Source organism: Micromonospora sp. NPDC005173, from assembly GCF_040608515.1.
Classification (GTDB): Bacteria; Actinomycetota; Actinomycetes; order Mycobacteriales; family Micromonosporaceae; genus Micromonospora.
Genome location: NZ_JBEXIK010000012.1, coordinates 141,296 through 155,080 on the forward strand (window position 1 = coordinate 141,296; position 13,785 = coordinate 155,080).

Below are 13,785 nucleotides of genomic sequence, written 5' to 3' on the forward strand. Positions count from 1 at the left end.
TGGCGTGGGTTGCGCGACGGGCTCGGGCGGGGCCGGCCGCGCGGGGCGGATCAGGTGTCGATCAACTCTGGGCGTGGGTGGAACGTGCGGCGGTAGGTGGAGGGGGCTACGCCGACGCGTTGATGTAGTTGCTGGCGCAGGGCGGCGGTGGTGCCGAAGCCGCAGCGGTGGGCGATCTGGTCGACGGTGAGGTCGGTGGTCTCCAGCAGCAGCCGGGCGTGGTCGGTGCGCTGTTGGAGCAGCCACTGGGCCGGGCTCAGCCCGGTCTCCGAGCGGAAGCGCCGGGTGAAGGTGCGCACGCTCATCCGGGCCTGCTCGGCCAGGTCGCGCAGCGCGATCGACTCGTGCAGCCGCTGCCGGGCCCACTCCCGCACGCCGGCGGTGCTGGTGTCGGTGGCCTTCGGCACCGGCTGCTCTATGTACTGGGCCTGGCCGCCGTCCCGCCAGGGCGGCATCACACAGCGGCGGGCCGCCCGGTTGGCCACCTCGCTGCCGTGGTCGAGGCGGATGACGTGCAGGCAGAGGTCGATGCCCGCGGCCACTCCGGCCGAGGTGAGCACCCGGTCGTCGCCGATGAAGAGCACGCCCGGGTCGAGGTCCACCCGGTCGTGCAGCCGGCGGAACTGCTCCGCGTACGCCCAGTGGGTGGTGGCTCGACGCCCGTCGAGCAGCCCGGCGGCGGCCAGTACGAACGCCCCGGTGCAGATCGACATCACCCGGGCACCCCGTCGGTACGCCGACCGCAGCGCCTCGGTCACCTCCGGTTCGAGGGTGCCCGAGGTCAGCGCGCCGCCGCCGTGGATGCCCGGGACGATCACCGTGTCGGCGGTGTCGAGCAGCTCCAGCCCGTGGTCCGGGAGCACCTGGAAGCCGGCGGTGCTGCGGACCGCCCCGCCACCCGGGGTGCAGACCCGCACGTCGTAGAAGGGCGTCTCGTCGGCGCTCCGGGCCGTGCTGAAGACCTGGGACGGGGTGCCGAGGTCGAGGCCGACCACCTGGTCCAGGGCGAGTACGGCGATCCGGTGCGGGCGCGCGGTCATGGCCCGATTATTGCGCATGATGGCTTTCCGGCCACTCGTCGCTGCTAACGGCGCCGCCCAGACTGGTCGCGTGTCCAAGAACCGCCGCCTGCATCCCGCCTGGCTGGTCGCCGCCGTCGCCTTCGTGGCGCTGGTCGGCGCGGCCGGGTTCCGCGCCACCCCCTCGGTGCTGCTGCACCCCCTGCATGAGGAGTTCGGCTGGCCACTGGCCACCATCTCCGCGGCCGTCTCGGTCAACCTGCTGCTCTACGGGCTCACCGCGCCGTTCGCCGCCGCGCTGATGGACCGGTTCGGCATCCGCCGGGTGGTCTCGGTGGCGTTGCTGCTGGTCGCCGCCGGCAGTGGGCTGACGGTCTTCATGACCGCCAGCTGGCAGCTGCTGCTCTGCTGGGGCGTACTGGTTGGGCTGGGCACCGGCTCGATGGCGCTGGCCTTCGTGGCCACCGTCACCGGGCGTTGGTTCGTCCGCCGGCGGGGCCTGGTCACCGGGGTGCTGACCGCTGGCGGGGCGGCCGGGCAACTGGTCTTCCTGCCGCTGATCGCGGTGCTGGTGCGCGACCACGGCTGGCGCACGGCGGCGCTCGTCGTGGCCGGAGCCGCGCTGGCGGTCGTACCCCTGGTGGTGTGGCTGCTGCGCGAGCACCCGGCGGATCTCGACCTACCCGCCTACGGCGCCACCGAGGTCGTCGCGGCGCCGGCGGCGACCGGCGGCGCGGCGAGCCGGGCCCTGGGCGCGCTGGCCACCGCGGCCCGGACCCGACCGTTCTGGCTGCTGGCCGGAGGGTTCGCGATCTGCGGCGCGACCACCAACGGCCTCGTCGGTACGCACTTCGTGCCGGCCGCGCACGACCACGGCATGACCGAGACCACCGCCGCCGGGCTGCTCGCCCTGGTCGGGCTCTTCGACATCGTCGGCACGATCGCCTCCGGTTGGCTGACCGACCGGGTGGACAGCCGCCTGCTGCTCGGCGCCTACTACGCACTGCGCGGGGCGTCCCTGCTGGTGCTGCCGAGCCTGTTCGCCGGCACCGCCAAGCCGAGCATGCTGGTGTTCATCATCTTCTACGGCCTGGACTGGGTGGCCACCGTGCCGCCCACCGTGGCGCTGTGCCGGGAGTACTTCGGCAGCGCAGGCGCCGTGGTGTTCGGCTGGGTGTTCGCCGCCCACCAGTTCGGCGCGGCGTTCGCGGCGACCGGCGCGGGGCTGGTCCGGGACCGGCTCGGCGACTACGCGATGGCCTGGTACGTGGCCGGCGCCCTGTCGATCGGCGCGGCCGGTCTGTCGCTGCTGCTGCGCAGGCGGCCGGGCCGGCCGGTGCCGGAGGCCGTCCTGGTCGCCGCCACCGCGCCCCGGGCGTGGAGCTTCCGGGGCTGAGGCCGGGCGGTCAGCCGAGGGTCCACTGCTGGGCGGGCCGACCGTCGCAGGACCGCTGCCGAACCTCGTCCCCGGCCTCGGCACCGTCGTCGTCGGCCTGCCCGCACTTGCCGCTGTGCACCGCGACCAGCAGCACCGGGCCGGTGCCGGAGGCGGTCAGCCGCCACTGCTGGTTGACCTGGCCGTGGCAGGGGAACTGCAACATCCGGGCACCGTCGTCCGCACTGCCGCCCTCGACGTCGAGGCACTGCCCGTAGGCGGCGTTCGTCAGCGTCACCACGTCCGCGCCGGCCGGGTTGACCACCCACTGCTGCTCCGGGCCGCCCGTGCACGCGGCCAACTCGGCCTCGGCTTTCTCGCCGTCGCCGTCCAGCCCGAGGCAGAGCCCGGAGGCGGTCCGCAGCACCTTGGGGCCGGTGGCCGGGGCGGCCGGGGTGGTGGCCGCCGGGGTCGGTGACGGCTCGGCCGCAGCGGTCGGGCTCGGCTCGGCCGTCGGGGTCGTGGGCTCGGCCGCGCTGGTCGGGGCGCCGACCGTCGCCGGCACCACCGGCTCGTCGTCACCGTCGAACAGCCCGGTGGCGAAGACCACCCCCAGGAGTACGCCGACCAGCCCGACCGCCAGCGCCACCCGCAGCAGCGGGTCGCTCAGCAGGCCGGAACGGGGCGCCCGGCGACCGCCGTAGACGGTGCCAGCGGGGTCGGGGCGTTCCTCGGGCGGGGACATACGAGCCATCCTCACCCACCGCGGCGGGCCGGGGCCAGTCGGACACCGGCGGCCGGCCGCCACGGCGGACGGGTCAGTCGACGACCCGGACGTCCTTCCAGAACGCCACCCGGTCGCGCACCATCTCGGCGTCGGGCTTCGGCTCCGGGTAGTACCAGACCGCGTCCTCGCTGGTGCTGCCCTCGTGCTCAAGGGTGTAGTAGGAGGCGGTGCCCTTCCACGGGCAGACGGTGTGCGTCGCGGACTCTTGGATCAGGTCGTCGCGCAGGGCGGAGCGGGGGAAGTAACGGTTGCCCTCCACCAGCACGGTGTCGTCGCTCTCGGCGACGACCAGGTCGTTCCACATGGCTTTTGGCATGAGACCAACACTAGGCCGTGCCACCGACGATGACAGTGGTCGGTGCGGGGAGGCTCACCGGGTCGGCTGTGGGTCGGTGACATCGGCCACGGTGGCCGCGAGAGCGGCGATCGTGGCGTCGGCGTCGACCGCGATGGCGAGTCCGCGCTCGCCGGCGCCAAGGGTGATCTCCCGGCCGCGCAGCCGCTCGTCGGCGATCACCGGCCAGGCGGTGCTGGCGCCGAACGGGGTGATGGTGCCGCGCTCGTAGCCGGTGGCGGCGAGTGCGCCGGCCGCGTCCGGCATGGAGAGACGGTGCACCCCGAGCAGAGCGCGCAGCTTGGGCCAGGAGACGACCCGGTCGCCGGGGGTGAGCACGAACAGGTGGTCGTCCGCGCCCCGGCGGACCACGATCGTCTTGACCACGTCCGGGACGGCCACGCCCCGGGCGGCGGCGGCCTCCGCCAGGCTGCCGACCGGGCCGTGGCTGACCAGCCGGTAGGGCAGGCCGGCGGCGTCCAGGGCGGTGATCGCGGGCGACGGCATGCCCGCCACGGTAACCGCCCGGCCAGCCACCGGACGGGAAACGGCCCTCGTCGACATCCCACCGAATCCTGGGTACGGGCGTAAGGTGATCACATGCGCGCTGAGCGTGTGGATCCCTCGATTGACCATGATCAAGCGGTGGCCACGCTGCGGCGGTCGTACGCCGCGGTGCCCACTGGCGAGCCTGTCCGGCTTGCCAAACGCACCTCCAACCTGTTCCGCCCCCGGTCCGCTCCCCGAACCCCGGGCCTCGACGTGAGTGGCCTCGGCCGGGTGCTCTCGGTCGATCCGACCGGGCGTACCGCCGACGTGCAGGGCATGTGCACCTACGAGGACCTGGTCGACGCGACGCTGCCGCACGGGCTGATGCCGCTGGTGGTGCCGCAGCTACGCACCATCACCCTGGGTGGGGCGGTGACCGGCCTCGGGATCGAGTCGACCTCGTTCCGCAACGGCCTGCCGCACGAGTCGGTACGAGAGCTGGACGTGCTCACCGGCTCGGGCGAGATCATCACCGCCCGGCCGGACGGCGAGCACGCCGACCTGTTCACCGCGTTCCCCAACTCGCTGGGCAGCCTCGGCTACGCCACCCGGCTGCGCATCGAGTTGCAACCGGTCGGCCGGTACGTGGCGTTGCGCAACATCCGGTTCACCCAGTTGGAGGCGCTCACCGACGCGATCGCCGAGGTGACCGCGACCCGGTCCTGGGCCGGCGAGCCGGTCGACGCGATGGACGGGGTGATGTTCAGCCCCGGCGAGGCGTACCTGGTGTTGGCCACGTTCACCGACGCGGCCGAGCCGCCCAGCGACTACACCGGCCAGGGGATCTACTACCGGTCGCTGCGCCAGCGCACCCGCGACGTGCTCACCGCGTACGACTATCTCTGGCGCTGGGACACCGACTGGTTCTGGTGCTCGGCGGCCTTCGGCGCGCAGCACCCGGTGGTGCGCCGGTTCTGGCCGGCCCGCTACCGGCGCAGCGACGTCTATCACCGCCTGGTCCGGCTCGAGCACCGGCACCAGGTGGCGGCCCGGATCGACCGGCTGCGCGGCCAGCCGGCCCGGGAGCGGGTGGTGCAGGACGTGGAGATCCCGCTCGAACGTATGGCTGACTTCCTGCGCTGGTTCGCCGGCGCGGTGGGGATGAACCCGGTGTGGCTCTGTCCGTTGCGCCTGCGCGAGCCGGAGGGTCCAGGCTCCGCGCGGTCCTGGCCGCTGTATCCACTCCGGCCGGGGCAGGACTACGTCAACATTGGGTTCTGGGGGAGCGTGCCGATCGCGCCGGGCGCCGCCGACGGCGACGTCAACCGCACGATCGAACGCAGGGTGTCGGAGTCGGGCGGGCACAAGTCGCTCTACTCCGATGCGTACTACGACCGGGACGCCTTCGATCGCCTCTACGGCGGCGAGACCTGGCGCGCGGTGAAGGACCGCTACGACCCGGACCACCGGCTGACGGGACTGTACGAAAAGGCGGTAGCACGAGCATGAGCCTGACCGACCGAGATCAGGGGGCGGCGAGCGTCCCCGCTACCCCGCCGGCGGGGGGCCGGCAAGCGGTTCCGACTGTGGCGGATGTGGTCCGTGCCGTCACCGCAGGGCCGCTGCCGGTGCGGATCACCGGGTACGACGGCAGCGCCGTCGGCCCGGCCGACGCCGGGATCACCCTGGCGATCCGCTCCGAGCGGGGCCTGTCGTACCTGCTCACCGCCCCCGGCGACCTGGGCATGGCCCGGGCCTACGTCAGTGGCGACCTGGCGTTGCAGGGAGTGCACGAGGGCGACCCGTACGAGGCGCTGCGGGTGCTCAAGGACGAGTTGCGGCTGCGCCCGCCGTCGCTGACGGAGGGGCTGGCGCTGGCCCGCAGGCTGGGCTGGGAGCGGCTGCTGCCGCCTCCGGCCCCGCCGCAGGAAGCGCAGCCGCGCTGGAAGCGGGTGATGAACGGGCTGCGACACTCGCGCGTCCGGGACAGCACCGCCATCTCGCATCACTACGACGTCTCCAATGCGTTCTACGAGAAGGTGCTCGGCCCGTCGATGACGTACACCTGCGCGGTGTACCGGTCCCCGGACGACTCCCTGGAGCAGGCCCAGGCGGCGAAGTACGACCTGGTCGCCGGCAAGCTGGCGCTCAAGCAGGGGATGCGGCTGCTCGATGTGGGCTGCGGCTGGGGTGGCATGGTCCGGCACGCCGCGCGTGAGTACGGCGTCAAGGCGCTCGGGGTGACCCTGTCGAAGGCGCAGGCGCAGTGGGCGCAGGCCGCTATCGAGCGGGAGGGGCTGACCGAGCTGGCCGAGGTGCGGCACCTGGACTACCGGGACGCGCCTGCGGAGCAGTTCGACGCCATCTCCTCGATCGGGCTGACCGAGCACATCGGGGTGCGCAACTACCCCGTCTACTTCGGAGCGCTGCGCGATCGGCTGCGGCAGGGTGGGCGGCTGCTCAACCACTGCATCACCCGGGCGGACAATCGGGCGCCGCACCGCTCCGGAGCGTTCATCGACCGGTACGTCTTCCCGGACGGTGAGCTGGCCGGGCCGGGTCGGCTGATCAGCGAGATGCACGACGCCGGGCTGGAGGTGCACCACGAGGAGAACCTGCGCCAGCACTATGCGCTGACGCTGGCCGCCTGGTGTCGCAACCTGGTCGAGCACTGGGACTTCTGCGTCTCCGAGGTGGGCGCGGGCACCGCCCGGGTGTGGGGGCTGTACATGGCCGGGTCGCGGATGGCGTTCGAGCGCAACGGCATCCAGCTGCACCAGGTGCTGGCCACCCACAACGGCCCGGAGGGCCAGAGCAGCTATCCGCTGCGGCCAGACTGGCTGCCCTGACCGTCACCGCCTGAAGCCGCGCCGAAAAGTCGGCGCGGCTTTTGGCGAACCGATTGACAAACAAGTTTTGTACGTACAAACTGATTTTGCCATGAGAGACGTCCTGTACCTGGAGCAGATCGAGCAGGCCGAAGCCCTGCTCAAGCCGCAGCGCGTCGCGGTGCTGCGGCAACTGGCCGAGCCGCGCACCTGCACCGAGATCGCGGCCCGACTCGACCAGACGCCGCAGCGCGTCTACTACCACGTCAAGCAGCTCGTCGCGGCCGGCCTGGTCGACCTGGTCAACGAGCGCAAGGTTCGCGGCATCACCGAAGGCATCTACCAGGCCGCCGCCCGGTCCTACTGGCTCTCCCCCCGGCTGGTCGGCCGGATCGGGCTGCGCCGGGCCCGCGACGAGCTGAGCCTGGGCTACCTGCTCGACCTGATGGAGGAGGTCCAGGCCGACATCGCCGGCCTGGACCGGGCAGCGCCCGAGCTGCCCTCGATCGGGGTCTCCGGCGAGATTCGGGTGCCGGCCGAGCAACGCCAGCAGTTCCTGCACGACCTGCAAACCGCACTTCAGGACTTGTTCACCCGCTACGGCGGCAGCGAAGGGGATGCCTTCAAGCTCGCCGTGGCCTGCTATCCGAAAGGGAACGACCATGAGTGAACCGATGAAGGTGCAGGCCCGCCTCTCCGCGCCCGTCGCGCGCGTCCGCCAGGCACTGACCGACCCGGCCGAGCTGCGACTCTGGCTGGCCGAGCACGCCGAGGTCGAGCTGCCGGAGCGGTACGAGTTCTGGGGCCGGTACACGCCCGAGGGCGACGCCCCGCACCAGCGACTGCTGCACGCCGACGACGACACGCTGCGCTTCAGCTGGCTGCTCGACGGCGTGGAGACCACCAGCGAGTTCCAGTTGACCGCCGAGAGCCCGGACAGCACCGTGCTGACGCTGACGCAGAGCCACTTCGACTTCGCCGAGGCGATGAGCGGCTCCAGCATCCGCGGCGTGCTGCAGACCTACTGGTCGCTGGCCATCGCCAACCTGGCCGCCCACCTGGAGGGCCGGTCGCTGCTGCCGCGGACCGACTTCACCTCCGCAGACCTGCGCGGTGAGCTGGTCATCGCCGCCCCCGCCGACAAGGTGTGGCAGTCGCTGACCGACTCCGAGCAGGCCAGCGCCTGGTTCGGCTACCCGATCGGCATCGAGCCCTGGGTCGGTGGCCGATACGCCATGGGCGGCTTCGACGCCGGCTACGCGGCCAAGGTCATCGATCTGGAGCCGGGGCGGAAGATGAGCGTCGACTGGGGGCCGACGGGCATCACGAGCTGGGAGTTGGCCGAGTCCGGTGGGCGGACCACGCTGACCTTCGTGCAGAGCGGCTTCGACGAGGGCAACCCCCCGTACGGGGCCTGGACCGGGTCGGTGTCCGGGTTGGCCGAGCTGCGACGCTTCCACGAGGTGCCGGCCTGGCAGCCGATCTGGCTCCCCGCCGAAATCCCCGGCCTGGAGCCCGAGCCGACCCGAGCGGCCAGCTGACGCCGTGACACCCCTGGCGAGCGCCGGCCCACCGCACCACGGGCCGGCGCTCGCCGCGCGTCCGGCGGCGGTGCTGGTGATTTATCGGGCTGGAGTGGGTACTGGCTGGCGATGTTCTTCATCTTTGGTCTGCGTACCAAGGTCGACCGTTCCGGGGTCGTGCAGCAGGTCTGCCGCCACTGCGGCAACCACGCCGCGCAGGTGATCACCCGCCGATCGACCAAGTTCACCCTCTTCTTCGTCCCCCTCATCCCGGTGCGCACCCGGTACGCGCAGCAGTGCACGTTCTGCGGGGCGCAATATGAGATCTCCAAGTCCGACGCCGAGCGTCTCCCGGTCGGCTGAGCCGCAGATGGCCCGCTTCCTCTGCTGGCTGATCCGCCGGCCGCCGCCGTCCTCCGGCCCTCCGGTGCACACCGCCCCGCGCGCGCCCTGCACCCCCGGCCGGCGGAAGCACCGCCGCACCCGCCGTCCCCTGGCTGGCACCAGGTTGCCCCGCTCGCCCTGGAACCGCTCCGCCGGCCGCTGACCACATCCCTCGCATACCCATCTCCGCCGCCCAGCTGGCGCGGGCACACCGGTCAGGTGTCAGCCATCGGTGCCGGGGCGAACAAGGGCGGCACCGGATCGGCCGCCTGGATCGCGGCAACGACCTGTGTCAGTTGCTGGTAGTCGCCGCCGGCCGTCCTGATGAGGGTGGCCGCATCGGCGTGGTTGCCGAGGTAACACTCCGCGATGGCCCGCAGGAGAAACGCGACGCTGCACAGGTCCGGCGGGTCAACACCCGGCCGAATGTCGAGAAGCAGCGACCGCGCGTGCTCCGGCTGCTGGTTGAGCAGGTGAGCCAGGCTCATAGCGAGCCGAGCGGACAACCTGTGCGGCTGCACGTGGAGGCCGATCTGGGCCAGTTCCGAGATCTCCAACACCTCTCGGTGTTCGACCGGTGATCTGTTCACCACTGCGGCGTGCAGGTACCACAACCCGAACTGGACGGTGAGCGCCTGCGCGATTGCGGCGGCGGCCATGGGATCGGTGCTGTCGGCGCGAGCCAGCGCCGCGAGCCGCTCGGCGTCGGCGATGAAGTCCGCCGCCGACTGCGCGTGTCCCATGCTCCAGCGCCGTTGGAAGGCAGCGAGCGCGAGTCGCGGGTCGTTGCCGTCGCGAACCGGATCTCCGAGAAGATCGTCGTCAACGTCCCCTCGGGCAATCGCCCGCAACGTCCGGTATACCTCCTCCTGGTAGTAGCCCGCCCGTAGCGCGGCGCCGCTGGCCGTTGGCGCCAAGAGCCAGCGAAGCAGGTTGCGGCCGTCACTGTGGGGCGATATCCCGGGAATGAGATTGACCACCCCGAGCAGCACCGCAACAAGCGCCGCGCCAAGCAGTGCGACGCGGGTCAATGCCGTGCTCGTCAACGCCGCTGCGGCACCGAGCACCGCCGCAGTGCACAGGTTCGCCATCGGGCCACCGAGGTAGAACAGCACCATCCGCAGCGGCAACGCGGTCGCCGACGACGGCGGGCGAACCGCCACTTCGCTCCGCCGCCCGGTGAAGGGTGCGATACGGACCGCGATGACCGGCAGACGCAGCAGCTTCGCCGCGACGAGGTGCCCGCACTCGTGCAGGACGACGTGCACCCACAACGACACGCAGGTGAAGCCAACGGCGGCGATCGCACCCGTCACGGACTCGGTGACGAACAGCGCGAACGCCACCGCCTCCAACACCAGGAGGATGGACGCGGCGACCAGCTGTCGGCGGGTGGAGAACACCGGGAGATAGTACGGCCGGAACAAGTAAAGGCCCAGGTACTTGCCGTACTCACGTCGCACACCGCCACGCCGATCCACGTTCGCGATGCCCGCCCGGCTTCGCCATTATCTTTCTGCCGCCGATAGGGCGGTCATTGACGCCACTCGACCATGCCGATGATCTTGCATGGCGGATTCCGCCAGCACACACACCGGTTATCGCCGCCCTGGCGGCACTCGGCCTGCCCCACTTATGGGGCAGCTCGACAGGAGCGCGTACCAGGGCAGAAGGTCCAGGCCAGCGACACCCTCACCGCGCTCCGGGACGAGATCAGCGCACGGCCGCTCCTGTATGGCCGGACCAGCTCGATTTGCGCGGCCGTCCGGACCTTGGCGGGCACCCCGGGCGCTGGCTACGCTTTCGGGGTTTGCCGTGGACAGGTCCGCCGAGGGTGCACGCACGACGAAGAGCCGGAGCGACCGTGTCGCGACAGGACGTGAAGCAGGCCGCGGGGGAGTCCACCCCTGCCGAGCCGAACGGCGTGCCGCCGACCCCCACCGAACCGACCCTGTTGACTCCGGCCCCACGGGTGCCGGCCGCCGGTCCGGCCACTGCCGTCGCGCCGGCCCGGCCGCGACGCGCCGGGCTGACCGCTGCGGCCGCGGTCGTTCTCCTCGAGGCGTTCTGGCTGGTCGCCGCACTGCCCGGCGCCGCGCTGGTCAGCGACCTGGGTGGGCTGCTGGTCGCCGGCTGGACCACCGTCGCCTGCGCCCGGGTGGTCCGCCGTCATCCGGCCCCGCTACGCCGGTTCTGGACGCTGCTGGCGGTCACCATGGCGCTCGCCGCATTCGGCCGGGCGATCTGGACGGTGCAGCGGCTCGGCGGCGGCGACCTGCCACACACCCCGCTGGTCGGGGCGGTCTTCACCGCCGGCATCCTCACCGGCACCGCCGCGCTGCTCTGCTCGCCCTCCGCGCCACGGACCGCCGTCGGGCGGGCCCGGACGCTGCTGGACGGGGTGATCGTCGCGCTGGCCCTGGTGCCGATCGGCTGGGTGCTCGTGTTCCGGGGCGTCGCCGCCGCCGAGCTGGCCGACCCGGCGCGCACCCTAGGGCTGCTCTACCCGATGTTCGACCTGATGCAGCTCACGATCCTGGTCGCGGTCTCCGGCCCGGCCCGACAGGTGTGGCGGCCGATGAGCGTGCTCGCGGCGAGCCTCACCATCCGGGTGGTCGCCGACGTCGTCTACGTCTCGCTGGTCGCGCGCGGCGACTACGCCGCCGGTCACCCGATCGACCTGTGCTGGCCGCTGAGCTACCTGCTGATCGGCCTGGCGACCCGGAACCCGCCGCCGCTGGACTGCGACGGCACCGACGACACCCCCGAGTCACCTCCGCCGCCGTGGTGGCGGGTGGCGTTGCCGTACCTGCCGGTGGGCGGGGCCATCATCGCGGTGGTGCTGGCCCGCCGCCCAACCGGGCAGACCCCACAACTGGTCTTCGTGACCATGATGGTGCTGCTGGCCGCCCTCGCCCTGCGCCAGGGGTTGGCCGCCAACGAGAACCTGCGTCTGGTGGCCCGGCTGCGCCGGCTCGCGTACGGCGACCAGCTCACCGGGCTGCCCAACCGGCTGCTGTTCAACCGGAGGCTGCGCCTGGCCCTGCGCGACGGCCGGCCGGTGGCCGTGCTGCTGCTCGACCTGGACGGGTTCAAGCAGGTCAACGACCGGTTCGGGCACGCCACCGGCGACACCCTGCTGACCGGGCTGGCGGCCCGGATGCGAGCCGCTGTGGACGGCGACGGCACCATCGCCCGGCTTGGCGGGGACGAGTTCGCGGTGCTGGTCGACGGCGACCGGCCCGTGCCCCCCGAGCGGCTGGCCCAACGGCTGCTGGATGCCCTGCAACCCTCCGACGGCGACGACGACGTCGGCGTGCACCCGTCGGCGAGCATCGGCATCGCCGAGTACGGCCCGCAGCACGCCTCCCACTCCGACCTCCTGCGCGACGCCGACATCGCCATGTACGCGGCCAAGGCGGCCGGCAAGTCCGCCTACCGGACGTGCACCCCTGCGTTGCGCGAGTCGGCCGTCTCCCGGGCCGAGCTGATCGCCGACCTGCGCCGGGCGGTCGACGAGGAGCAGCTGCACCTGGAGTTCCAGCCCATCGTCGACCTGGCCACCGGCGCGGTACGCAGCGCCGAGGCGCTGGTGCGCTGGCGGCACCCCCGGCTCGGGATGCTGCCGCCGGCCCGGTTCCTGCCGCTGGCCGAGGAGACCGGGCTGATCCTGCCGATCGACCGCTGGGTGATCCACGAGGCGTGCCGGGCCGCGGCGACCTGGCGGGACCGGGCGCCGGACGCGACCGTGGCGGTGAACATCGCCGCGGCGCACCTGCACCGGCCGGACCTGATCGCCACGGTCACCGCGGCCACCGCCGGCGCGGGGCTGGCGCCGCGCGCGTTGACCCTGGAGCTGACCGAGTCGGCGCTGATCGAGGGGACCGACGCGGTGCTGGAGCGGCTGCGCCAGCTCCGGGAGTTGGGCATCCAGATCGCCATCGACGACTTCGGCACCGGCTACTCCTCGCTGAGCTATCTGCACCGCATCCCGGCCACCGAGCTGAAGATCGACCGCTCGTTCGTGGCCCGGTTGGGGGCGGACGACCGGGCGCACGCCACGGTGGAGATGGTCACCCGGCTGGCCGGCGCGTTCGACCTGGCGGTGGTGGCCGAGGGCGTGGAGACCGAGCGCCAGCACGAGGCGGTCACCGCCATCGGCTGCCCGCGCGGCCAGGGCTATCTGTACGGGCGACCGGACGGCCCCGCCATGGTGGGTCAGAATCGGGCTTGACCCTCACGTCGCGGCAGGCGAGAGCCTGGTTTCCGGAAGGGAGGGGAACCATGGCATACACGGTGGGTCAGGTGGCAAAGGTCGCCAGCGTGACGGTACGGACGCTGCACCACTACGACGAGATCGGGTTGCTCTCGCCGAGCGGACGGACCACGGCCGGCTACCGCCGCTACGACGACGCGGACCTGGAACGGTTGCAACTCGTCCTGTACTACCGGGAGCTGGGTTTCCCGCTTGAGGAGATCGCCGCGATCATCGACGACCCGGCGGCCGACCCGGCCGCGCACCTGCGTCGTCAGCACGACCTGCTGACGGTACGGATCAAGCGGTTGCAGGAGATGGTAACGGCGATCGAGTTCGCGATGGAGGCGAGCAAGTTGAACATCCAACTCACCCCGGAGGAACGGTTCGAGGTCTTCGGCGACTTCAACCCGGAGGAGCACGAGGCCGAGGCGGAACAGCGCTGGGGCGACAGCGAGGCGTACCGGGAGTCGAACCGGCGGGCCTCCCGCTACAGCAAGGACGACTGGCTGCGGATCAAGGCGGAGAACGAGGACTGGGGCCGGCGGATCGTCGCGGCGCTGGCCTCGGGCGCGCCAGCGGACAGCCCGGAGGCGATGGAGTTGGCCGAGGAACACCGGCAGATCATCAGCCGCTGGTTCTACGAGTGCTCGTACGAGGTGCACACCGGACTGGCCGACATGTACCTGGCCGACGAGCGGTTCACCAGGCACTACGAGAACATCGCGCCGGGCCTGGCCGCCTACCTGAACGAGGCGATCCACGCCAACGCGATCAGCCGCGCCTGATCG

Annotated in this window: 13 protein-coding genes; 8 read left to right on the forward strand and 5 right to left on the reverse strand. The window is 72.0% G+C overall.

The genetic code is table 11. The annotated features are described in order from the left end of the window. Window positions 1-50 precede the first annotated feature (50 nt). Window positions 51-1,058 carry a helix-turn-helix domain-containing protein gene (locus ABZV00_RS16535; RefSeq protein WP_355606673.1) on the reverse strand — a complete coding sequence of 336 codons (1,008 nt, stop codon included), beginning with the start codon at window positions 1,056-1,058 and terminating at the stop codon, window positions 51-53. Between the two features lies 1 nt (window position 1,059). On the opposite strand from ABZV00_RS16535, the gene ABZV00_RS16540 reads away from it, so the two are divergent. Next, a complete protein-coding gene (locus tag ABZV00_RS16540) occupies window positions 1,060-2,415 on the forward strand; it encodes an MFS transporter (protein ID WP_355606676.1) in 1,356 nt (451 codons plus the stop codon). A gap of 10 nt (window positions 2,416-2,425) precedes the next feature. Here the strand turns inward: ABZV00_RS16540 and ABZV00_RS16545 are convergent, their stop codons facing one another. The 3 genes from ABZV00_RS16545 to ABZV00_RS16555 form a co-directional block, all read right to left on the reverse strand. Then, on the reverse strand, window positions 2,426-3,139 hold the full coding sequence (locus ABZV00_RS16545) for an RICIN domain-containing protein (protein WP_355606679.1): 714 nt from the start codon (window positions 3,137-3,139) through the stop codon (window positions 2,426-2,428). Between the two features lie 73 nt (window positions 3,140-3,212). Then, window positions 3,213-3,497, reverse strand: a complete 285-nt coding sequence (locus ABZV00_RS16550; protein WP_355606682.1) for a DUF427 domain-containing protein — start codon at window positions 3,495-3,497, stop codon at window positions 3,213-3,215. Window positions 3,498-3,551: 54 nt separating this feature from the next. After that, window positions 3,552-4,022 (reverse strand): YbaK/EbsC family protein, encoded by a 471-nt coding sequence (locus ABZV00_RS16555; protein ID WP_328423846.1) that lies wholly within the window; start codon window positions 4,020-4,022, stop codon window positions 3,552-3,554. Between the two features lie 93 nt (window positions 4,023-4,115). Between ABZV00_RS16555 and ABZV00_RS16560 the strand changes: the two genes are divergently transcribed. From ABZV00_RS16560 to ABZV00_RS16580, 5 genes are all read left to right on the forward strand, one after another. Continuing rightward, window positions 4,116-5,513 carry an FAD-binding oxidoreductase gene (locus tag ABZV00_RS16560; RefSeq protein WP_355606685.1) on the forward strand — a complete coding sequence of 466 codons (1,398 nt, stop codon included), beginning with the start codon at window positions 4,116-4,118 and terminating at the stop codon, window positions 5,511-5,513. After that, window positions 5,510-6,853: a class I SAM-dependent methyltransferase gene (locus tag ABZV00_RS16565; protein ID WP_355606688.1), complete on the forward strand. Its 1,344-nt coding sequence runs from the start codon at window positions 5,510-5,512 to the stop codon at window positions 6,851-6,853. Before ABZV00_RS16560 ends, ABZV00_RS16565 begins: the two co-directional genes overlap by 4 nt. 91 nt (window positions 6,854-6,944) lie before the next feature. Continuing rightward, on the forward strand, window positions 6,945-7,502 hold the full coding sequence (locus ABZV00_RS16570; protein WP_355606691.1) for a helix-turn-helix domain-containing protein: 558 nt from the start codon (window positions 6,945-6,947) through the stop codon (window positions 7,500-7,502). After that, entirely contained in the window at window positions 7,495-8,373 is an 879-nt protein-coding gene (locus ABZV00_RS16575) for an SRPBCC family protein (protein ID WP_355606694.1), read from the forward strand. Before ABZV00_RS16570 ends, ABZV00_RS16575 begins: the two co-directional genes overlap by 8 nt. A 111-nt stretch (window positions 8,374-8,484) precedes the next feature. Then, a complete protein-coding gene (locus tag ABZV00_RS16580) occupies window positions 8,485-8,718 on the forward strand; it encodes a zinc-ribbon domain-containing protein (protein ID WP_355606696.1) in 234 nt (77 codons plus the stop codon). A 236-nt stretch (window positions 8,719-8,954) separates the two neighbouring features. Here ABZV00_RS16580 and ABZV00_RS16585 read toward each other — a convergent pair whose 3' ends face one another. Then, window positions 8,955-10,097: a hypothetical protein gene (locus tag ABZV00_RS16585; protein ID WP_355606699.1), complete on the reverse strand. Its 1,143-nt coding sequence runs from the start codon at window positions 10,095-10,097 to the stop codon at window positions 8,955-8,957. Window positions 10,098-10,603: 506 nt separating this feature from the next. Here ABZV00_RS16585 and ABZV00_RS16590 point away from each other — a divergent pair. Together ABZV00_RS16590 and ABZV00_RS16595 are read left to right on the forward strand one after the other, a co-directional pair. Then, window positions 10,604-12,973, forward strand: a complete 2,370-nt coding sequence (locus ABZV00_RS16590; RefSeq protein ID WP_355606702.1) for an EAL domain-containing protein — start codon at window positions 10,604-10,606, stop codon at window positions 12,971-12,973. 50 nt (window positions 12,974-13,023) lie between these two features. Beyond that, the gene (locus ABZV00_RS16595) at window positions 13,024-13,782 is read left to right on the forward strand and encodes a MerR family transcriptional regulator (RefSeq protein WP_355606704.1); all 759 of its coding nucleotides are present in this window, start codon (window positions 13,024-13,026) and stop codon (window positions 13,780-13,782) included. Window positions 13,783-13,785: the final 3 nt, after the last annotated feature.